At 47.8% G+C, this 21,808-nt stretch carries 21 protein-coding genes; 8 read left to right on the top strand and 13 right to left on the bottom strand.

Going from position 1 to position 21,808, the window contains the following annotated elements; genetic code table 11:
• The first annotated feature begins 71 nt into the window (after positions 1-71).
• A complete protein-coding gene (locus ACO0KV_RS09750; RefSeq protein ID WP_423042257.1) occupies positions 72-2,234 on the top strand; it encodes a S46 family peptidase in 2,163 nt (720 codons plus the stop codon).
• A gap of 75 nt (positions 2,235-2,309) precedes the next feature.
• Here ACO0KV_RS09750 and ACO0KV_RS09745 read toward each other — a convergent pair whose 3' ends face one another.
• The gene (locus ACO0KV_RS09745; RefSeq protein ID WP_423042255.1) at positions 2,310-2,657 is read right to left on the bottom strand and encodes a GlpM family protein; all 348 of its coding nucleotides are present in this window, start codon (positions 2,655-2,657) and stop codon (positions 2,310-2,312) included.
• 358 nt (positions 2,658-3,015) lie between these two features.
• Between ACO0KV_RS09745 and ACO0KV_RS09740 the strand changes: the two genes are divergently transcribed.
• The 3 genes from ACO0KV_RS09740 to ACO0KV_RS09730 are packed head-to-tail and all read left to right on the top strand — an operon-like array spanning position 3,016 to position 7,317.
• On the top strand, positions 3,016-4,536 hold the full coding sequence (locus ACO0KV_RS09740; protein ID WP_423042253.1) for a pyridoxal phosphate-dependent decarboxylase family protein: 1,521 nt from the start codon (positions 3,016-3,018) through the stop codon (positions 4,534-4,536).
• 31 nt (positions 4,537-4,567) lie between these two features.
• Positions 4,568-5,818: an ATP-grasp domain-containing protein gene (locus ACO0KV_RS09735; protein WP_423042251.1), complete on the top strand. Its 1,251-nt coding sequence runs from the start codon at positions 4,568-4,570 to the stop codon at positions 5,816-5,818.
• Positions 5,815-7,317 (top strand): hypothetical protein, encoded by a 1,503-nt coding sequence (locus tag ACO0KV_RS09730; RefSeq protein WP_423042249.1) that lies wholly within the window; start codon positions 5,815-5,817, stop codon positions 7,315-7,317. The genes ACO0KV_RS09735 and ACO0KV_RS09730 overlap by 4 nt, the downstream gene beginning before the upstream one ends.
• A gap of 106 nt (positions 7,318-7,423) precedes the next feature.
• On the opposite strand, the gene ACO0KV_RS09725 is transcribed toward ACO0KV_RS09730, so the two are convergent.
• The 4 genes from ACO0KV_RS09725 to ACO0KV_RS09710 form a co-directional block, all read right to left on the bottom strand.
• Entirely contained in the window at positions 7,424-7,843 is a 420-nt protein-coding gene (locus ACO0KV_RS09725; protein ID WP_423042247.1) for a flagellar protein FlaG, read from the bottom strand.
• A gap of 472 nt (positions 7,844-8,315) precedes the next feature.
• Entirely contained in the window at positions 8,316-9,119 is an 804-nt protein-coding gene (locus tag ACO0KV_RS09720; protein ID WP_423042299.1) for an ABC transporter ATP-binding protein, read from the bottom strand.
• Between the two features lie 4 nt (positions 9,120-9,123).
• Complete coding sequence (locus tag ACO0KV_RS09715; protein ID WP_423042245.1) at positions 9,124-9,942, bottom strand: ABC transporter permease; 819 nt, start codon at positions 9,940-9,942, stop codon at positions 9,124-9,126.
• 68 nt (positions 9,943-10,010) lie between these two features.
• Entirely contained in the window at positions 10,011-11,000 is a 990-nt protein-coding gene (locus ACO0KV_RS09710; RefSeq protein WP_423042243.1) for an ABC transporter substrate-binding protein, read from the bottom strand.
• Between the two features lie 390 nt (positions 11,001-11,390).
• Here ACO0KV_RS09710 and ffh point away from each other — a divergent pair, with 390 nt between their 5' ends.
• Together ffh and ACO0KV_RS09700 are read left to right on the top strand one after the other, a co-directional pair.
• Positions 11,391-12,758 carry a signal recognition particle protein gene (gene ffh, locus ACO0KV_RS09705; RefSeq protein WP_423042241.1) on the top strand — a complete coding sequence of 456 codons (1,368 nt, stop codon included), beginning with the start codon at positions 11,391-11,393 and terminating at the stop codon, positions 12,756-12,758.
• A gap of 248 nt (positions 12,759-13,006) precedes the next feature.
• Complete coding sequence (locus ACO0KV_RS09700; protein ID WP_423042239.1) at positions 13,007-13,387, top strand: SWIB/MDM2 domain-containing protein; 381 nt, start codon at positions 13,007-13,009, stop codon at positions 13,385-13,387.
• A gap of 191 nt (positions 13,388-13,578) precedes the next feature.
• Here ACO0KV_RS09700 and ACO0KV_RS09695 read toward each other — a convergent pair whose 3' ends face one another.
• The 4 genes from ACO0KV_RS09695 to ACO0KV_RS09680 form a co-directional block, all read right to left on the bottom strand.
• Positions 13,579-13,869: a hypothetical protein gene (locus tag ACO0KV_RS09695; protein WP_423042237.1), complete on the bottom strand. Its 291-nt coding sequence runs from the start codon at positions 13,867-13,869 to the stop codon at positions 13,579-13,581.
• 132 nt (positions 13,870-14,001) lie between these two features.
• Positions 14,002-14,262 (bottom strand): hypothetical protein, encoded by a 261-nt coding sequence (locus ACO0KV_RS09690; RefSeq protein WP_423042235.1) that lies wholly within the window; start codon positions 14,260-14,262, stop codon positions 14,002-14,004.
• Positions 14,259-14,846 (bottom strand): lytic transglycosylase domain-containing protein, encoded by a 588-nt coding sequence (locus ACO0KV_RS09685; RefSeq protein ID WP_423042297.1) that lies wholly within the window; start codon positions 14,844-14,846, stop codon positions 14,259-14,261. The genes ACO0KV_RS09690 and ACO0KV_RS09685 overlap by 4 nt, the downstream gene beginning before the upstream one ends.
• Positions 14,847-15,098: 252 nt before the next feature.
• On the bottom strand, positions 15,099-16,838 hold the full coding sequence (locus ACO0KV_RS09680; RefSeq protein WP_423042234.1) for a proline--tRNA ligase: 1,740 nt from the start codon (positions 16,836-16,838) through the stop codon (positions 15,099-15,101).
• Between the two features lie 225 nt (positions 16,839-17,063).
• Here ACO0KV_RS09680 and ACO0KV_RS09675 point away from each other — a divergent pair, with 225 nt between their 5' ends.
• On the top strand, positions 17,064-17,639 hold the full coding sequence (locus tag ACO0KV_RS09675; protein WP_423042232.1) for an RNA pyrophosphohydrolase: 576 nt from the start codon (positions 17,064-17,066) through the stop codon (positions 17,637-17,639).
• Between the two features lie 3 nt (positions 17,640-17,642).
• Positions 17,643-18,212: a CNP1-like family protein gene (locus ACO0KV_RS09670; protein ID WP_423042230.1), complete on the top strand. Its 570-nt coding sequence runs from the start codon at positions 17,643-17,645 to the stop codon at positions 18,210-18,212.
• A 98-nt stretch (positions 18,213-18,310) separates the two neighbouring features.
• On the opposite strand, the gene proB is transcribed toward ACO0KV_RS09670, so the two are convergent.
• From proB to rplU, 4 genes are all read right to left on the bottom strand, one after another.
• Positions 18,311-19,429 (bottom strand): glutamate 5-kinase, encoded by a 1,119-nt coding sequence (gene proB / locus ACO0KV_RS09665; protein WP_423042228.1) that lies wholly within the window; start codon positions 19,427-19,429, stop codon positions 18,311-18,313.
• A 250-nt stretch (positions 19,430-19,679) separates the two neighbouring features.
• A complete protein-coding gene (gene obgE / locus ACO0KV_RS09660) occupies positions 19,680-20,792 on the bottom strand; it encodes a GTPase ObgE (protein WP_422991098.1) in 1,113 nt (370 codons plus the stop codon).
• A 265-nt stretch (positions 20,793-21,057) separates the two neighbouring features.
• Positions 21,058-21,315: a 50S ribosomal protein L27 gene (gene rpmA / locus ACO0KV_RS09655; RefSeq protein WP_186911319.1), complete on the bottom strand. Its 258-nt coding sequence runs from the start codon at positions 21,313-21,315 to the stop codon at positions 21,058-21,060.
• 44 nt (positions 21,316-21,359) lie between these two features.
• Entirely contained in the window at positions 21,360-21,671 is a 312-nt protein-coding gene (gene rplU, locus ACO0KV_RS09650) for a 50S ribosomal protein L21 (protein WP_186911318.1), read from the bottom strand.
• Between the last annotated feature and the right edge of the window lie 137 nt (positions 21,672-21,808).

The raw sequence follows: 21,808 nt of genomic DNA, 5'->3' as shown, positions 1-21,808 counted from the left end.
CCAACGGTTAATGTTTGTAGAGATCTGTTTGTTATCCACCCTTGTCAACCACTTCAATTTATACAATAACGATGAAAAAGACACTCCTCACCCTGGCAGTCTTAAGCACCTGCTACAGCGCCTATGCCGACGAAGGTATGTGGATGCCACAACAGTTACCACAAGTCGCTAAACAATTAAAAGCGGATGGACTCAAACTGGATCCGGCATCACTGACAAAATTGACCGAATTCCCGATGGGGGCGATTGTTAGTCTCGGCGGTTGTTCAGCGTCATTTGTGTCCCCGCAAGGCTTGGTCATTACAAACCACCATTGCGTCTACGGCAGCGTTGCGTATAACTCAAAACCAGAAAATAACTTATTGGCAAACGGATTTTATGCGAAAACGCTAGATGAAGAGCTGCCGGCATCACCGGGCTCACGCGTTTTTGTCACCAAAGATGTGCTTAATGTCAGCAACAAGGTTATTGATAAACATGTCGCTAAACTGACCGGCAAAAAACGTGTTGACGCAATTGAAAGAAACTCCAAAGCGATCGTTGCTGAGTGCGAAAAAGAGGCAGGACATCGTTGCAATGTCTATCCTTACTACGGCGGTCTCGAGTTTTATCTGATTAAACAAATGGAAATTCGCGACGTGCGTTTGGTGCATGCACCACCAGAAGGCGTAGGTAAGTTTGGTGGCGATACCGACAACTGGATGTGGCCACGCCATACTGGTGATTACGGCTTCTACCGCGCTTACGTCAGCAAAGATGGTAAAGCAGCGGATTACAGCAAAGATAACGTTCCTTATGTTCCTAAGTTTTACCTGAAACTGGCAAAAGAAGGCGTTAAAGAGGGTGATTTTGTGATGGCACTGGGCTACCCTGGCCGCACCAACCGCCACCGTTTGCCCTCTGAAGTCGCGCATACGTTTGACTGGAGTTACCCAGCGTTTGTGAAGTCTTCTGGCGAATCACTGGCAATCATCGCTAAAGAAACAGCGAATGACCCAGATGCTAAATTGAAATACGCGAGCCAAGTTGCTGGCATCAATAATTACTACAAAAACCGTCAAGGTATGCTCGACAGCTATGCTGGCAGCGATTTCCTAGCACGCAAAACAAAAGAACATGAAGAACTGAAAGCCTGGGTCAATAACAATCCTGCCCGCACCAAAGAATATGCAGCCGATATTGCACAGGTAGAACAATTAATCGCCAAGCGCGATGCAACAGACAAAGCCGATTTTTATCTAGACCGTTCTTTCCCACGTCTGCTCAACTCTGCTCGTGTCTTGTACCGTCTGGCCAACGAGACCACAAAACCAGACGCAGAACGTAAATCCGGTTACCAGACCCGTGATCTGCCACGTATCAAAGCGGGTGTCGAATCTGTTGAACGTAGCTATGCGCAAAACGTTGATCAGGCGCTGGTGCTGCATAACCTGACACAATACGTTGCGCAGCCTAAGAGCGAACACAATGCTGACTTTGATGCCGCCATCGGTATTAAAGATGGTATGTCTGAAGCAGAGTTGAAAACCTTGTTGGACCAACTTTACGCAGGCAGCAAACTCAACGACAAAGCAACACGTACTGCTTGGCTCAATAGCTCACCGGCGGATTTTAAAGCCAGCAATGATAGTTTTATCAAAGCAGCAGTGGCAATGTACGATGGTTTCATGAAGCGCGAAGCAGAAGATGAAGAACTGGCAGGTAATATTCAGCAAGCCTACGGCAACTACATGAAAGCAAAAATCGCCTTCATGCAAAGCAAGGGAAAAGCTGTGTATCCTGACGCTAACAGCACGCTGCGTGTGACTTTTGGTAACGTGGCTGGACGTGATCATGGCACTGCCGATGGTCTGGCATGGTCTGCATTCACTACCGTCAATGGTATTCCGCCAAAAGCAACAGGTAGCGGTGAATTCAATGCGCCAGCCGATGAACTCGCTGCGATTAAGGCTAAGGATTTTGGCACATTCGTTGATGCAAAACTGAAAACCGTGCCAGTCGCTTATCTGGCGACCCTTGATATTACCGGTGGCAACTCTGGTTCAGCTGCATTGAATTCAAAAGCAGAACTGATCGGTCTGGCATTTGATGGCACGCTAGACTCCATCATCTCCGACTGGGATTTCAACAAAGCAAACACACGTTCCATTCAGGTTGATATCCGTTATATCTTGTGGAACATGAAGCATGTCGAAAAATATGACCGTCTGATCAAAGAAATGCACGCTGAGTAATCAGCTGTCATCCTTGACGACGTCGACAACGCCGGATGAAAGTCCGGCGTTTTTTTTGCGCTATGTTTCAGTGCCTTACTGTGGCGGAAAGACGCGGAACCAGACCAACAACATGAGACCCGCTATACACAACCAGGTCATCACCGCTGAAGAAAGAGTGATCGTTAAAGATGTACGAGTACTGAGCACATACACCGTCGCCAGATAAGCGGCATAAGGAATCAACGAACATAACCCAAACAACGCCGTCGTCTGCAACTCCGTCGGTGAACGGTTGGTACCGACGACGACATGCGCAATCAGGGCAAATCTCGGGAACAACGGCACCAATCCTGCCAACACAAAATAACGGGATGTCGATGCCAAGACAATCAGCAACACCGCCAATGCACCCGTTAAACATTTCAACAATAAAGAAATCATGGTAAAAATCGCTCAAACTCATCAGAATCAAAAACAAAAACAGATCGGCAGTCTAGCAGAGAGACACTGGCCTGTTTGATTAGTGGGCTTCATCCTGGTTTATTCTGGCCTAGTCCAGACTCCGTCACTTGTAACCACCCTCTCCCCCCATCGTCACACCTTTCACATGCTATGGAGAGGAGTGTTCGCCTTCATTAAAAAAGACGCTAAATTCCTACCCTCGTAAAAATGACAGACAAAAGTCCCTCCACCTCAAATATATCCAAGCCTCCTACTCCTTTTTTTTGAAAAAATGGAAAGTTTGCTCAAAATCTATAGCAAGTGAGATAATCAGACATTGTTTTTTGATGTCAAATCGATGGATAAGCCACTCACCGATCCCAAGATGGATCCCACCTTGGATCACCCCCAAGCACCCCACCAGAGCCTCGATCCAGAAGACTGGACCGTATTTCGTGCGCAAAGTCATCAGATGCTCGATGATATGCTCAATTTTATTGAACACTTGCGCGAACGCCCTGTCTGGCAGCCAATCCCACAAACGTCGCGTGCCAAGTTTCAGGTCTCACTCCCGCACCAGCCACAAAGTCTGGCGAGTGCCCACCAAACCTTCATGGAAGATATCCTGCCTTACGGACCTGGCAATAGTCATCCTGGATTTATGGGATGGGTACAGGGCGGCGGCTCACCTGTCGGGATGCTGGCAGAAATGCTGGCAGCAGGTCTGAATGCGAATACCGGCGGGCGGGATCAAATGCCTGTTGAAGTAGAACGTCAAATCGTTCGCTGGATGCGAGAATTATTCTCATTCCCCGACAGCGCCAGCGGCGTCTTTGTTACAGGCACGTCGATGGCAAATCTGATGGCAGTGCTAGTTGCGCGTACTGTCGCGCTAGGCAAGAACGTACGTCAGGACGGTGTAAAAGCCGCAGAAAAACAACTGACCGCTTATACCTCAATCGAGGCACATGGCTGTGTTGCGCAGGCGATGGATCTTGCGGGTTTTGGTACGACGGCCTTGCGTCGTATCCCAAGTAATGACGCCTTCCAGATGGATACGGCGGCACTCCGCGCGGCGATTGAGGCTGATCGCGCGGCTGGTTTGCAACCATTCTTTATTGTGGGTACCGCTGGCAGTGTGGATGTCGGCGCGGTTGATCCACTCAATGATATTGCTGACATTGCTGCGCAGGAGAAATGCTGGTTCCACATTGATGGTGCGTTTGGCGCACTGGGGATGATGTCGCCACAAGTAGCACCGCTACTTCATGGGATAGAGCGCGCCGATTCGATCGCGTTTGATTTCCATAAATGGGGGCAGGTTCAATATGATGCTGGTTTTTTACTAGTACGTGATAGCACTCTGCATATGGACGCCTTTGCCGCACCTGTTGCCTATTTACGTCGCGAAACCCGCGGCCTTGCAGGCGGATCACCGTGGCCTTGTGATTTTGGTCCGGATTTATCTCGTGGTTTCCGCGCGCTAAAAACCTGGTTCACACTGCAGGTCTATGGCACTGAAAAGCTCGGTAAAATTATTTCTCAGACCTGTGATCTGGCGCACTATCTGACACAACAGATTGCACAACACCCTACGTTAGAATTAATGGCGCCAGTGGCACTCAATGTTGTGTGCTTCCGCTATCGAGGTCAATCGACAAACGAGGCAGCGACAATAAATCTGGATGACCTCAATCGCGATATCGTTGCAGATTTGCATGAATCAGGGCTTGCAGTACCATCGACAACGACGATTCGAGGGCAACTGGCCATCCGAGTAGCAATCGTTAATCATCGTACAGACCAACGCGCGATCGATACGATGCTCAATGGTGTGATTACCTTGGGTCGGGAACGTTGTGCAGCAGAGACTAAGTAACTGAACACCTCAATTACCGAGAAGGAAGAATATGTCTGATCGTCTTCACTATGCATCCCAGGCATTTGGACCATTGATTGGTGTAGCGCCGCTGATGCGGAGTGCATTTGCCAATGAAAATATGCAGCCAATTGGTGAAGCACTTCTCAAGCGCGCGGAAGAAAACGTTCATGATGCCCATGCGTTGATGGATTGTTCAGTGTATTTGCAACTCACTGGTCATCATGATCTGGCACTGGCCATGCAAGCGCAAGCAATCAAGACACAAGCTTTGTACTCTTTGCCAGCGCAACGATCCGAGCTGGGTATTCGACTGCTTGTGCTCATGGGTCCTGGTGATCTGATGGCAAATACGCCGATTGAATTTTTAATTGAAGACTCCGACGTTGCGCTGGATATTTTATATTTGACGCTCGATGAAGACTGGCCTGATACGGTTCCTGATCACGATGTCATGCTCGTCGGCATCGCCGAGTCTGAAGCAAACCAACCTCTACTGCATCAGGTTGGATTAATGACGGCCAATTGGCCACGTCCGGTGATTAACCGACCTGAACATATTGCCCGCCTGTCACGTGATGGTGTATGCGCTGCACTCAGCCATTGCACTGGGATCGACATGCCAGTCACCGTCCGCACAGACCGTGCAACATTGGGGCAACTAGGTATCGGCATGATTGCCATTTCAAGCTTGCTACCCGACGATCACTTTCCGCTCATCGTACGCCCGTTGGGATCCCACGCAGGTAAAGATCTCGACAAGATAGATACGCCAACTGACCTAATCCCTTATCTCGAGCGCGTTGGTGCTGACTATTTTTACCTATCGCGTTTCGTTGATTATCGCAGTGCTGATGGCTTGTTCCGCAAATATCGCGTGGCGCTGATTGAAGGTAAGCCATTCGTCTGCCATTTTGCGATTTCATCACACTGGATGATTCACTACCTAAACGCTGGCATGAGTGAAAGCCCTGAAAAACGCGCCGAAGAAGCAGAATGCATGGCACACTTTGATGAGCAATTCGCCAAGCGGCATACTGATGCATTGCGCATAATCTATGAGCGAATGGGGATGCAATATCTCGGTATTGATTGCGCAGAAACACAAGACGGCAATCTGTTGATTTTTGAAGTCGACAACGCGATGGTCGTCCATGCCATGGATCCGGTTGATATGTATCCTTATAAAAAACCAGCGATGCAAAAGGTGTTTGATGCATTTCGCCAAATGCTCGAAAATGCCCGTTTGCCAATAACGAATGACGTTGCCGAGCATCCATGATCGCGTTTCCGTCGACAACAGAATTATTAGCCTCAGGCGGTGATTCAAGAATCGTGCCGGACCCACAGACAGGTCTGAATAAATATGGGTGCAGTGTTCTACCCGATGCTGGATTAATAGCGTTGGGTTCATCGACGGCGTCGACCATTTCTGAACGCGGCATGGCGGCAGCCCACGCCTTACGGGATCGCTGTGCTGCGCTACTCCAGAATGCAAGTCTCGAAGAAGTTTATTCGCAGCAGATTGTCGCCTTGCGATCCGAACTATTGTCACTCTGCGGCATCACTGAAAACCATCACGTAGACGCACTCTTAGCAGCCTCAGGTACCGATATCCACTTACTCCTCGCTCAATGGCTGCAACCAGATCTGACTTTGATGATCGATCCTGCAGAAACCGGCAGTGGGTTAGCCGCCGCGTTAACAGGAAAACATTTCAGTAGCGACTCTACGTGCACTGGCGGGTCGGCCGGAACAGGCCATGTCGGTCGATGGCAAGGTGACTTAAAGACGTTGACAGCACGCAATCTGAGTGGATACCCATGTGAGGCAGATTTCGTCGAAGCGGAGCTGACTACGGCGGCAGAAAGTGCGGCAAAAGAAAATAAACGCATATTGTTGATCCTGACGGATGTCTGCAAAACTGGCATGATTTTTCCAAGGATTGCTGCCATCAAAAAACTGCGTCAACAATGGCCTGAGCAAATCTATGTCATTGTCGATGCTTGTCAATTCCGTCTCTCTCCAAAGACGATTCGTGCTTATCTGGCAGAGGATTTTTGTGTCGCCTTAACCGGATCAAAATTTTTGGGTGGCCCAACATTTTCTGGCGCGTTATTGATTCCAGCGACATTTTCTCGAGCATGCAATCAATTGGTTTTAGACGAAGGTGTGCGTGCTTATTCCCATGCCAGTGAATGGCCGGCAGGTTATCCAGCAACACGCCATCTAAGGGCAGGTACAAATTTTGGTCTGCTGTTACGATGGGAAGCCGCGATGGCAGAATTACGCCTATTTTCACAATTAAAAGAGACGCAACTACAGTTTTTTTTAAGACGTTTTAAAGATGCCATCAGCAATCGCCTACACCAGGATCCTCATTTTGAGCTAGTACCAAATCCGGCACTGGACCGGAGTGCGATTGCCAGCCAAGGAAGCTGGGATGAGGAACAAACCATTTTCCCGTTTATCATCTATCAATGCTTGAATAATCGGACGCCCCGACCGCTGACACGGAGCGAAGCAGTCACAGTCTATCAACAGCTTCAGCATCCCCCCATAACCTCATTGCAACAGCACCGTTTTCAACTCGGTCAACCCGTGTTATGTGGCGAACGGTCTGGCGTTCCTGTCAGTGCTGTACGGCTCTGTATCAGTGCACCAATGCTTATTGCAGCACAAGATGAGTTAATGGCAGAAAAAATGATCCATGATGCGCTGGCGGCACTCGATTGCATTGTAGAAATTACTGACCGTTTACCACGCCAGTCCGTTGGTTGAAATGCGCGATATAAGCGCGACACGCTTCTAGTACTGCCAACGAGAAATAGAAACGATTTATACCAATTACAGCCAATGTAATCTGGCGTAATCGGTGTCGGTAAATTTAAGCTGATTCGTGAATTAAGCTGCCACTACCACCGTTACCGATGGTTTCAGACAGAATCAACGCTTCTTTAGAAGGAATTTGCAGCAACACCTGCTTAGTTTCTTGATCGACAACTTTGAGTACCATTTTATTGGACTGCTGGTCAACAGTGAATTCGATGCTACCAAACTGCGGCTGAGAATTCTGATTCAGGGAAGCGGCTGTTTTTTGTAGTGATGCTGACTCAGAAGCTGACGTCGAGGTTATCATGCTAGGGTTGGAGGAACTCGCAGATACAGAAGCACCCTGCGCCTGTAACGATGACGTAGGCAGTGAAGCAGCACCAACCGACGTATCAATGCCCGAACCGCTTTGCACGTATACAAACGGTACCGCCGCAGTTGTTTGCCCAGAAAGACCAAGCGTGCCAACGTCCATCAAAAACTCCTTAAACTTTCCTACTTTTTATATTAGACAAAAAGTCCGTCAAATGCGAATTTTATTGAGCGATTTTCGTCAATATCGTGCGAAATCAGAGCACAAAATCTGACGACAACCCGTTGTTGTAGATTGATTGGTATTTTTTGACAAATTTTGCCAGCAAGCCATTAGTGATAATTAGCTCTCGACCCTACACGTTGCGGCACGAGGGTAAAGCAAATGAGCTTGATCGCACTGTAACGCAAATCAGGGCGATTGTGGTTGCTGCTTATTTGATCATGATAGCTTACTTGTAACGCAAGATAACAAATATCGTATAAGCAAGATACTCCCCCTCGAAATAATAAAAACACGCTTGTTGTCCATATTTTATATAGGGTTGCAAACGGTACTGGGGGATGTATCTACTTACATCAATCTACACTCACTTTGATCATGTCTTTTCACAACACGCACACCGCTGACAAGATCAATCAACAGCACCCAGTTTCATTTCATCATGATGATGTCGCTGCTGCTCTTCCATGACTAACAAACTCAGTTCACGCTTGAGGTTGTTAAACGCTGTTGTCGACGGATCACGTAAGCGCGGCAAATCGATGAGAATATCTTTCTTCACCGTGCCGGGACGATACGTCATCACAACTACCCTGTCAGCCAGATAAATCGCCTCTTCGATACTATGCGTCACGAAGATGATGGTTTTTTTGAGTTCTGACCAGATACGTAATAACTCATCCTGTAAATTGCGTCGGGTTAAAGCATCCAACGCACCAAATGGTTCATCCATGAGCATAATCGGCGAATCCAGTGCCAGCACGCGTGCAATGGCAACCCGCTGACGCATGCCGCCGGATAAATCTTTGGGATAACGTTGTCTGAAATCCTGCAACCCTAACATGTGCAACAAATCACTCACTCGGCGTTCGATATCAGCGGGATTCATACCTTTAATCTCAAGCCCAAAAGCGATATTTTTCTCTACCGTCATCCAAGGAAATAACGCATATTCCTGAAATACCATGCCACGGTCTGGCCCTGGCTGTTTGACTTGCACATCATTAGCAACAATCGTACCGCTGGTAGGTAAAGCAAAACCAGCGATAGCGTTCAACAGCGTCGATTTGCCACAGCCTGACGGCCCCAACAAACATACAAACTGCCCCTCAGGAATCTCTAGATGAATGTCGCGTAATGCAATCACTTCTTTGTCAGCCGTCGTGAATATCTTATTGACTCCACTTATCTTGATTTGCGTAGACATAGGATTCATCATCTTAATTTTCCAATCCGCGGTGCCAACGCAATAAATGTTTATTGAGCTTATTCATCGCAACATCAATTGCGAGGCCGAGCATGCCGATACTAATCATGCCGGCAATAATTTTGTCAGACCAAAAATACTCACGAGCTTCCAGAATCCGAAACCCCAATCCGTTATTGACGGCGATCATTTCTGACACAATGACGACAATAAAAGCCGTCCCGATACCAATTCGTACTCCCGACAAAATATACGGCACCGCAGCAGGCAAGATGACTCGGATAAACATCGTTGACTGACTCGCACCAAGGTTGCGTGCCGCGCGGATGTAGATGCTATCGACATGATGTACGCCAGCAATGGTGTTCATTAATACGGGAAAAAACGCTCCGATAGAAATCAAAAAAATCGCCGGTGGATTACCTAAGCCAAACCACAAAATTGACAAAGGAATATAAGCAATCGGCGGAATCGGACGCAATACCTGCAATAAGGGGTTAAACCAGGCATACACACGGGAGCTGGACCCCATCACGAGCCCTAAAGGCAATGCAAGTCCTGCACCGACAACAAAGCCAATGATCACGCGATACATCGTCCCCATCGTATCGCGCAACAACTCTCCTGAGAACACCCACATCATCCAGCTACCAGCAGCAGGATCATAGGGAGTCAGCGGCGACGCATATTCAAGCCATTTTTTGAGGACAGCCCAAGGTGATGGCAACACTTGGGGATTCACCCACTCCATCGCCGTTACAAATTGCCAGACCGCGATCAAAATAATGGGGACGACTAGCCCAGACCCCATTTCACGCCACTTCAATTTCATAATCACTTCCTACTATGTTGACAACTAGAAAAAGACTTCCGTCAGAGACGCAACCCCATACGTCATTCTTATTGAATATTCAGACTTTTCTTTGCCTGGTCTAACAGATCGGTTTTTACCCAGTCTTTGGCCACTGGTGGTTTGGTCATTTTTCCGACGCCATATTTCTGCATTAAGTCGGTCGTGGTCTGAATGTGCTCCGCCGTAATGTCATAGGTATAGGGCGAGTTCTCGATCGCATTGATAAAATCTTCATGACTGACCTGGCCCTTAAACATGTTTTCACGAACATACTTTTCAGCCAATGCCTTGTTATCAATAAACATTTTGGTCGATTCAACAAAACAGCGCATAAACTTGTCAGCAAGTGGGCGGTGCTCTTTATAGAATTTTTCTGTCATCACCATGGTACGAACTGGCTCGCCAATGGCGGTGTCATAAGGCTTAATGATCTCTTTACCAAAACCTTTACTGATTGCCTGCGATGAATATGGCTCCGATTGCATCATGGCATCGATATTCTTACCCATTAAGGCCTGATTCAGATCTGGGAATCCCAGATAAATAATTTGCACATCTTTACCAGGCTGATCGGAATACGTCAGCCCATTTTGTGACAATTCAGCGGCCAGCAGAATATCCTGAATACCGCCACGCGTGACGCCAACTTTTTTGCCTTTTAAATCTTTCACCGTTTTTACAGGCAAATCACTACGACCAACCAGACGCACGCCACCTTTCGCAAAACCAGCGACCAGATAAATCGGCGTGCCGCTGGCACGGGCTGAAATCACTGCCTCTGAAGAAACCGCGGCCACGTCCAGCTCACCGGCAATTACCGCCTGCATGGCATCAAGCCCCTTCGGAAACACCCGTTCATCCACCTTGATGCCGCATTTTGGCGCGATTTCTTTGATATATGAAACGGCGCCGTAGTGTGCAAATTTGAGATTACCTAAACGCACTGTTTCCTGCGCCTCGACCTGAGTTGCAAACACAGCTATACCCCCGAGTATCACAGCACTAACGGCAAATTTTCTGATGAATTTCGTGATCATTTGTATCTCCTTTGTTTATTATTGGACCTAGCGCTCAGCTGTCAACGTTACCTATAGTGTTGCTTATGGTGTTGCTCGTGGTGACGGATATTTACCACGACAACGATGGCGATATAAATCGCGCTTCGGTCACGTGCATTTTTATTGACGCACTATCATAGCTGAACTCGATGTAAAGTTTGTACTTCTGCAAAAATGCATTGTCTGTCTTACGTCACATCACGCATCACTCCATTAAAAAGCACCCTTGAGCAAGCGATTTGCGACGGCAAGCGTCCATGATCGGGTAAAATGCCTGATTAATTTGCAGCTTGATGGGTGCGCCTAGACGGTGCATTCGCTTAGCCACGGCAATCATGTCTATTTTTAAAAGAAAATTTATTCTTCGCTATGCTTGATACCCTTACCCAACGCCTCGCCAAAGTCGTCAAGACCATGCGCGGCGAAGCTCGCCTGACCGAATCCAATACCGCAGAAATGCTGCGAGAAGTCCGCATGGCGTTGCTCGAAGCCGACGTTGCCTTACCTGCCGTCCGTGATCTGATCGCCCGCGTCAAAGAAAAAGCCTTGGGTGAAGAGGTTATTTCCTCTCTGACACCGGGCCAAGCACTGGTTGGCGTGGTTCAAAAAGAGCTAGCAGCGTTGATGGGGGCTGATCTGGGCGAAGAAGCGTCACAACTCAGCTTTGCTTGTCAGCCACCCGCCATCATTTTGATGGCAGGTTTGCAAGGTGCAGGTAAAACCACGACCGTCGGCAAACTGGCTAAATTTTTACGTGAACAGAAGAAGAAAAAAGTATTGACCGTTTCTGCTGACGTTTACCGTCCTGCGGCGATTGCACAGCTACAAACGGTGACGGAACAAGTCGGTGCCGACTTTTTTCCGTCGACACCGGATCAGAAACCAGTTGACATTGCCCTCGCTGCACTCGATTTTGCAAAAAAACACTATCACGACGTCCTGATCATCGATACCGCGGGCCGCCTAGGTATTGATGAAGCCATGATGCAAGAGATTGCAGCCGTCCATGCCGCCGTCAATCCTATCGAAACCCTGTTCGTCGTTGATGCGATGCTGGGTCAGGATGCGGTCAACACGGCAAAAGCATTTAACGATGCCCTGCCACTGACAGGTGTTGTACTGACCAAGTTGGATGGTGACTCACGCGGTGGTGCCGCATTGTCCGTCCGCCATGTCACAGGCAAACCGATCAAATTCGTTGGTGTCGCTGAAAAACTCGATGGTCTGGAAGCCTTTGACGCTACCCGCATGGCCAATCGCGTGCTGGGTATGGGTGATATTCTGGCGTTAGTGGAGTCCGCTCAAAAGGGCATGGACGTTGCTGCCGCGCAGAATCTGGCGGTTAAGCTCAAAGACGGTGGCAAATTCGACCTCAATGATTTCAAGATGCAGATATCGCAAATGAAAAACATGGGCGGATTGTCAGGCTTAATGGATAAATTGCCAGCGCAAATGCAACAAGCGGCAGCGGGTGCCAATATGGATCAGGCTGAAAAACAGGTACGCCGAATGGAAGGCATGATCAATTCCATGACACCTTTGGAGCGCGCCAAGCCCGAATTGATCAAGGCATCCCGCAAACGCCGTATCGCCACTGGTGCAGGCGTTCAAATCCAAGAAGTCAACCGAATGCTTGCCCAATTTGAACAAATGCAAAGCATGATGAAAAAACTGCGTGGTGGCGGCATGATGAAAATGTTGCGCAGCATGAAGGGAATGATGCCCGGAAAACGCTGATTTTCCATCTGCAAAATCGGTCGACAAAAAACGCCGTATCAGAGGGAAAACCCTTCAGATACGGCGTTTTTTTGCACTTAAATCCAACGAAGCTAGATTTCTCGCCTTTTTTCATCAAAAACCCACAAAAAACACTTGCATCACCGTAAAAACCCCACCACTATTAGCAATGCGTAAAGTGACGCAATGCAGGAGCTTTTCAACAATGATCAAAGCTCCGTCCACGAAATTTGTGAAGGAGGCTATTTATGGCAACAGCACCAAAAAAACCAGCAGCTAAAACAGCAGCAAAACCAGCCGCAGCGGCAAAAAAGCCAGTAGCAGCTAAAGCAGCCGCAGCGCCTAAAAAAGAAGCCGCAGCTAAGCCAGCAGCAGCACGTAAGCCAAACGCAGCGTTCATGAAACCAATGACGATTTCTCCAACATTGGCAGCAGTCATCGGCGCAGCGGCAATTCCTCGTACTGAAGTCACTAAAAAAGTATGGGAATACATCAAGAAGCATAACCTGCAAGATGCAGAAAACAAACGCAACATCAACGCGGATGACAAACTGAAAGCTGTTTTCGGCGGCAAGAAGCAAGTATCCATGTTTGAAATGACTAAACTCATTTCTGGTCACCTGTCCTGATTTTTCAGTACCAGTGAACCAAAGTTGCTTTGGGAGACTTAATGGGACGTAGTTAATCATCCCATCCCAAACAAAAATGCCCGCATCGCGCGGGCATTTTTGTTTGGATATGGCAACACTCATCTGATGTCCTAAAAATTCATTTACTCGTGTACGTCACCAACCTCGTTGCCCTTAGCAGTTCACAACCCTCATCCCCTTCCCTTCACGTTCAATGATAGTGACACCACCGACTGGGTTAGGCGATGATACACACAATAAGAACCTAAGCCAGAGGTCACCTTAGTCACCAGGGTGCCATCGGACGTTGTATACGTTTTTTCAACCAGTTCATGCGCCTTCGCTGCTGCAGTGACATTTTTTCTGAAGCTTTCATAGGAACCCTTGGCTGCGACAAACTCTTGCGCAATTCTGTTTGGAAAGTCCTTTCTGAGGTCCTGATCGAGATCTTTATAAATACGCCGGATATCTCGGTTAATCACCGTGACTCTGGATGCTGAGGGCAGATCTACGCTGTTTTATTCAGAGGTGGGCGGGAGGCGTCGCGGATGATTGGGTGGGGACTTGCTGTGGCTGATCCACGGCGTTAGCCGACGATGTTGCTAGCTGGCGTGTTACGAGATGATCAGAGGTGGTACTCGTTGTTGAAGAGCTTGGAGAGATGGCAGATGTGAAGGATACGAGTGATAAAGCAAGATCAATCGCGTTTCACGAGACTCACCTTGCCTATTCTCATCCAGAGTGGCGTGACGTAGTGAGAGAACAATCTCGACAATTGCGACATGGGCGACCATCAGTAAAACAATAATCAATGGTTGCAATAACTTATTTTCGTTGTTAAATGAAAAATGTCGTATTGCATCCGTTGTCATCATTTTTTATATTCCCAATTCTTCCAATTCGCTAGCACGGCGTTCGGATATTCTGGTTTGCCCCGACTGCCGTTGTAACGTCCTAACGCTAAATATAAGTCGCCTTTTTCCATGTCGATATACATGCGTAAAATGGCGCAGCCATAACGTAGATTGGTTTGCATCTTAAACAGCATTTTGGCATTTCCGTCACCAATCGAGCGCGACCAGAACGGCATGACTTGCATGTAGCCGCGGGCGCCGACCACCGACGTGGCATATTTACGGAATGCCGATTCGACCTGCATTAAACCCATCACCATAGCGGGATCAAGACCGGCGCGTTTGGACTCGTACCAAATAGTTTCGAGCAATTCTATACGCGTCTGATAATCAGGAATGCGGCGTTTTAAACGTACTGACATTTCGCCAAGCCAGTCTAGATATTTGATACGCTCATCAATGTTCTTAAAAATTGGTTTGGGTGGACTGGCATCCGACACAGCTTTAGATAAGGCTAATCGCACAGAATCGGCGAGAGCTTCCTCTTTCTGGTTGCCAGCCAGCACCTCGGATACATTGCAAAAACTGAGCACGACGGTGCTCATTAGCAGAAAGAAAAAACGGGCTGAGATCAACTTCACTTTCAATTATTTCGCAGAAGAAGGGATGTGCGTATTGCTATCAATTAAATTCATTGCACGCGAACGAGCATTGACATACCACCAGACACTACACCTTCGCGGAGGATAACGAAGAGAGTAATTGGGTCATCCTTAGATGATATACATCCAACCCCACCCCTCAACTTCGTCATTCCATCACTGTCAAGCAGGCCGCAGCTAGCGTTCAGACAAAATTCAGGCAGCAGGTGCCAGTTTAGCCTGAACAAATGCCAGCATCTCTTCGACCGGAACGATGGTCGCTTCTGCATCGCGGCGTCCAACGTATTCCAACTTGCCATCTTTGAGACCGCGATCACCAATCACCACACGGTGAGGTACACCGATCAATTCCCAGTCAGCAAACATCGCACCAGGACGCTCACCACGGTCATCCAGAATCACATCTACGCCTGCGGCCAGCAAACCTTGATACAACTTCTCTGTCTCGGTTTTAACGGCTTCGCTGCGGTCCATGCCCATTGGGCAGATCACGACTTCAAACGGCGCGATCGACGTCGGCCAGATAATGCCTTTATCATCAAAATTCTGTTCGATCGCCGCACCCAAAATACGCGTCACGCCTATTCCGTAGCACCCCATTTGCAACAGTTGTGGCTTACCGTTTTCATCGAGGAAGGTTGCCTTCATATCTTGAGAATAACGGGTACCCAATTGGAACACATGACCTACTTCGATACCACGTTGAATCGCCAATACACCTTTGCCGTCTGGTGAAGGATCGCCATCTACAACATTACGTAAATCTGCCACCAAGCCTTCGGGAATATCACGCACCCAGTTCGCGCCGGTAAAGTGAAAGTCCGCTTCGTTTGCACCGACCACAAAATCAGCCATGTTCGCAACGGTACGGTCTGCCACGATATGCACTGCTTTTTTGGTGTTGATCGGCCCCAGATAACCTGGTTTCGTACCGAACCATTCGATAATCTCGACTTCGGTCGCCATGCGATTGTTGGCCAGGCCAGGTACTTTCGCTGTCTTCACTTCATTGAGTTCGTGATCACCGCGCAAGAGCAATAGCCAGACTTGTTTACCAGCTTCGCCTTTTTCTTCGTCTTCAACAGTCAGAACGATGGATTTAACGGTGTTCTGCAGAGGAATACTCAAGAATTGCGCTACATCTTCACATTTGGCTTTGCCTGGTGTTGCTGTTTTGGTCAGCGCCGCAGTTGCTACGGGACGCTCCGCACTGAGCGCGAGCGCTTCAGCTGCTTCCATATTGGCGGCGTAATCGGAGGTTGGGCAATATACCAAGGCATCTTCACCGGTTTCGGCAATCACGTGGAATTCATGGGAGCCAGAACCGCCGATGGCACCGTTATCAGCAGCCACTGCGCGGAATTGCAAGCCAAAACGCTGGAAAATACGAGTGTAAGCATCAAACATGATTTGGTACGACTGCTTCAGACCTTCTACATTACGGTCAAAAGAGTACGCATCTTTCATGGTGAATTCACGGCCACGCATCAGACCAAAGCGTGGGCGGCGCTCATCACGGAATTTTGTCTGAATGTGGTAAAAATTCACAGGCAGCTGACGATAGGAACGAATATCCGAGCGCACAACGTCGGTAATCGCTTCTTCTGATGTTGGTTGGATAATAAAATCGCGACCATGGCGATCTTTCACACGCATCAGCTCAGGCCCCATTTTGTCCCAGCGGCCGGTCTCTTGCCACAATTCTGCAGGCTGGACGACGGGCATCAGCATTTCGATCGCGCCGGCACGGTTCATTTCTTCGCGGATAATATTTTCCACTTTACGGATGACACGCAAGCCCATCGGCATGTAATTGTAGATGCCCGAACCAAGACGTTTAATCATCCCAGCGCGCATCATCAGTTTGTGGCTGACGACTTCGGCATCGGCAGGGGCTTCTTTAAGTGTAGAAATAAAAAATCGAGTAGCTCGCATGACAGTGATTCTTTTTAAATGGAAGGTTATAATCAACTCAATTTTAAAGGATTAGCTGGCTAATGCGCCCACTCTTTGCATATTTGATGAAGGAAACTGCGTTTTGTTCGCCAGACTGGCTGTTGCCCGCTAAAAATTGGGCTCACTTTTTGACGTAACGGCGCTTTACAACAGGTTCAATTGCACAGACAAGCCATTTAGCCACAGAAAGTTTTGAGGTTAGATATGCTAGATCGTGAAGGCTTCCGCCCTAACGTTGGCATAATTTTGCTTAACGCCAACAATCAAGTCTGGTGGGGAAAGCGTGTGCGCGAGCACTCCTGGCAATTTCCACAAGGCGGGATTAAGTATGGCGAATCTCCTGAGCAGGCGATGTTTCGAGAATTGGAAGAAGAAACAGGCCTGCTGCCGGAGCATGTCAAAATTATCGGCCGCACCCGTGACTGGCTCCGTTATGAGGTCCCAGATCATTTTATAAAACGTGAAATTCGTGGGCACTACCGTGGCCAAAAACAGATTTGGTTTTTGTTACGAATGGTAGGACGCGATTGTGACGTCAATCTGCGCGCCAGCAATCACCCTGAATTTGACGCATGGCGCTGGCACGAATATTGGGTTCCGCTCGATGTTGTCATTGAGTTCAAGCGCGGGGTATACCAGCTCGCATTGCAAGAACTGTCGCGTTACATTCACAGAAGCGATAATTCTGGCGGTACACGGCATCGTTCTCCACGAAACGTGGGCAAAGCGGCGGAGAAGAACATCGAAGCGCCAACTATTGAACAGGAAGAACATAAATAGCTTATGCACTATTTCAAACAAATCTCACTCAGTTCCTTTAAGCGATTGCTTGGACAATCTCTGTGGGTGAGCGCTGCATTGCTTAGCAGCGCTACCCTTTGTCATGCTGGACAGGCAACGCAAACGGCATCTCCACCTGATGAGACGGAAAAAACCTGGACAGAGGTGGCATTGGAACTACCGCCAGCACCAAAGCCGGAAAATCTGGTCTTTTTTTATAAAGGTAGCAATTTATCGTTTGCCATCGATAAGCCTTCAGTCAGCGTCGCCAGCGATGGCACAGTGCGCTATACGCTGATAGCAAGTAATAATTCTGGGGCAAAAAACATCAGTTATGAAGCGATCCGGTGTGAAACTTACGAGCATAAGCTCTATGCGTTCGGTCGGGCTGACGGCACCTGGTCGCGCTCACGCCGCAACGAATGGGACCGGATCTCCAATACTGGTGTCAATAAACAGCACCATATTTTATTTACGGAGTTTTTTTGCGATGGAACGACCGTTGCAGGCAAAGCACCCTATCTAGTGAACCGACTCCAAGGGCAAGGTTCATCCTCAGTGAATTCGCGCTAGATCGGTCAGTCGTCACCACATAAATAAAGGGGAGCAACTTAACTTGCTCCCCTTTATTATTTCGAACAGCGATGATTCAACTGATGGCATGCAATTATTTAAACAATCACCAGATTATCACGGTGGATTAATTCGGGTTCCTCCACAAAGCCCAGAATAACTTCAATCTCAGCGGAAGGCTTACGCTTAATTTTGCGGGCATCAGCGCTACCATAATTGGATAAACCCCGAGCGATTGTCCGTCCGGCCTCATCGACGCAAGTCACCAACTCGCCCCGCCCAAACTCGCCGGATACCTCCAGTACACCAATCGGCAACAAGGATTTGCCTTCCTTGGTCAGCTTTTGAACTGCACCTGCATCTAATGTGATCTGACCAGCCGTTTGCAGATGATCTGCCATCCATTGTTTACGGGCTGCTAGGGGCGCCATCTCGGAAATTAATTGCGTCCCAATGGCCTCTCCTTGTGCCAAACGCACAAGCACATTCTCTTCTCTCCCCCAGGCAATAACGGTATGGGCACCGGATTTTGCGCCTCGTTTGGCGGCCAGAATTTTCGTCAGCATACCGCCGCTACCGACACTGGATCCAGCACCACCCGCCATCGATTCTAATGACAGGTCACCCGCTTTTGCTTCATGGACGAACTGCGCATCCGGATTTTTACGTGGATCCGCGGTATATAACCCGCGCTGATCCGTCAGGATAATCAAGGCATCTGCTTCAATTAAGTTGGCGACGAGTGCACCGAGCGTATCGTTGTCACCAAATTTAATTTCATCGGTCACCACCGTATCGTTTTCGTTAATGATAGGAACGATACCAAAACGCAGTAATGTAAATAACGTTGAACGCGCGTTCAGATAGCGCTCGCGATCAGCCAGATCGGCATGCGTCAGTAAAATTTGTGCGGTACCAAGACCGTGCGCGCGGAAACTGCTTTCGTAAATTTGTGCCAACCCCATCTGACCGACCGCAGCACAGGCCTGTAGTTCATGAATTCCCGTCGGTCGCTTGTCAAAGCCTAGACGCTGACGGCCTTCTGCAATGGCGCCAGAACTGACCAGCACCACTTCTTTGCCCATTGCCCGTAAAGCAGCGATCTGTGCTGCCCATTTTTGAATCGCAGAGCTATCGAGCCCCTTACCATCATTGGTAACTAGCGACGAACCCACTTTGATAATCAGCCGCTTGGCTTGCTGAATCACAGAATGCATAGTGAAAATGAAACCTTGTAGGAGGCAAGAAAGCTTTAAATTATACTTTATGTTGATACTTGATGAATATTCTAAATTTAATTTAGGTATATTAAATTTTCATTGCCAAATATCTCGAATAATTACTTTAATGACATTCTTTAACAACAAATTCATCTGATCAATAAGCGAAAAAAAAACCTGATAGCAATGCTATGCAGGCTTTTTAGAAATCACACATCAACTGCAATAAAAGTCGCTGATTGATGAATTAATCTTCCCAGACCTTGAAACGTGGATCATCTGGATCAATCGACAAGATGCCTTGTGCTTCTTCTTTCATTTGCGTCTCTTGGGAACGTTGTTCCTGAGTGCGTTTTTCTTCGATATCTTTGTAGATTGCCATCACCAGATCTTCACAACCTTCGCGGTTCAGTGCGGAAATCTCAAATACCGGGCCTTTCCAGCCAAAACGCTTGACGAAATCTTTGACTTTTTTCTTGCGCTCGTCTTCACTCAACACGTCGAGCTTGTTCAACACCAACCAACGTGGTTTGTCGTACAAGCTTTCGTCGTATTTACGTAATTCTTTGATCAGAGCTTTCGCATCTTTGACCGGATCAACGTTGTCATCAAATGGTGCCAGATCAACAATGTGTAGCAATAAGCCAGTACGTTGCAAATGTTTCAAGAACTGCACACCCAGACCAACTCCGTCGGCCGCGCCTTCGATCAGCCCAGGAATATCGGCAATGACAAAGCTCTTTTCGTGGCTGACACGTACCATACCCAGATTCGGGTGTAAGGTCGTAAATGGATAATCAGCAATTTTAGGACGCGCATTGGACACCGCCGTAATGAACGTTGATTTACCTGCATTCGGCAAACCTAACAGACCGACGTCGGCCAATACTTTTAATTCCAGACGCAGTTCACGGCGTTCGCCTTCTTTGCCTTCAGTACGCTGACGGGGCGCACGGTTGGTCGATGTTTTAAAGTGGATATTACCCCAACCACCCTCACCGCCCTTGACCAACTCTACTTGTTGGCCGTGTTCAGTTAAGTCAGCGATTACTTCATCAGTATTGCGATCAGCAATCAAGGTACCAACAGGCATACGCAGAAAAATATCATCCGCGCCTTTACCATAGCAATCAGCACCACGGCCATTTTCGCCGTCTTTTGCTTTGTGTAATTTGGAATAGCGATAATCAACCAGTGTGTTGATATTACGATCAGCAACCGCCCAAATACTGCCGCCACGACCGCCATCACCACCATCTGGACCACCAAATGGGCGGAATTTCTCACGACAGAATGAGGCAACACCATTACCGCCATCACCGGCGATGACTTCAATTCTGGCTTCGTCAATAAATTTCATTTTTAAGCACCTAAAAAAGCTTGTATAAATCGTTGCTACCCAGAGGGGATTCCATTGTCGAATCAAAACAAGTGCAATAGAAACCTGAAAAAGTTATTTTAGTCAGGCAGAAGCAAATGCAAAGTTTTAATTTTATGTACGCGCTCGCGTCCAAAAATGGGAGAGCAACCGATTTATACAGGATCTCTCGAAACTAAAAAGGCTCTACCAATGGCAGAGCCTTTTGTCGTATTGGCTTGCGCCTGGTTTTGAATTAATTCAAAACTTAAGCTGCAACAACAATCGCGTATTGATGCTTATTAGCACCTTTGATTGCGAATTGTACTTTACCGTCAATCAGAGCGAATAAAGTGTGGTCTTTGCCCATACCAACATTTTCACCAGCGTGTACACGTGTACCGCGTTGACGAATGATGATACCGCCAGCATTGATTGCTTGGCCGCCGTAAACTTTAACGCCTAAGCGTTTTGACTCTGAGTCACGGCCGTTGCGCGTGGTGCCGCCGCCTTTTTTGTGTGCCATTTAATAGCTCCTTGGATACTGGTAATAAACAGGTAATCTGACGATTAACCGTTGATAGATACGATTTGCAGTTCAGTAAAGTTTTGGCGGTGGCCTTGACGCTTCTGGTAATGCTTACGACGACGCATCTTGAAAATGCGCACTTTGTCGTGACGACCGTGATCTATTACCTTAACCAGCACCGTAGCACCTGCAACCAACGGAGTACCAAACTTGATGGTTTCTCCAGCACCCATAGCGAGTACTTGATCAATGGTGAATTCGGAGCCAATGTCTGCAGGTATCTGTTCTACTTTAAGTTTTTCACCAGCGACAACTTTGTATTGTTTGCCTCCGGTTTTTATGACCGCGTACATGTGAAACCTCATCGAATAAATAAAAGGATTTTCTTTCCTTGCATCAGAACTTTACTTAGGAATTCGGGAAAACCCCAAATTATACATAGACTTAAGCATGTCGTCAAAAATAATTTGCATATTTTTTCAGCAGAAAA

Origin of the sequence: Undibacterium sp. RuRC25W, from assembly GCF_049339825.1 — a bacterium.
Taxonomy (GTDB): Bacteria; Pseudomonadota; Gammaproteobacteria; order Burkholderiales; family Burkholderiaceae_D; genus Undibacterium.
This window is presented reverse-complemented; position numbering and strand designations above follow the sequence as displayed.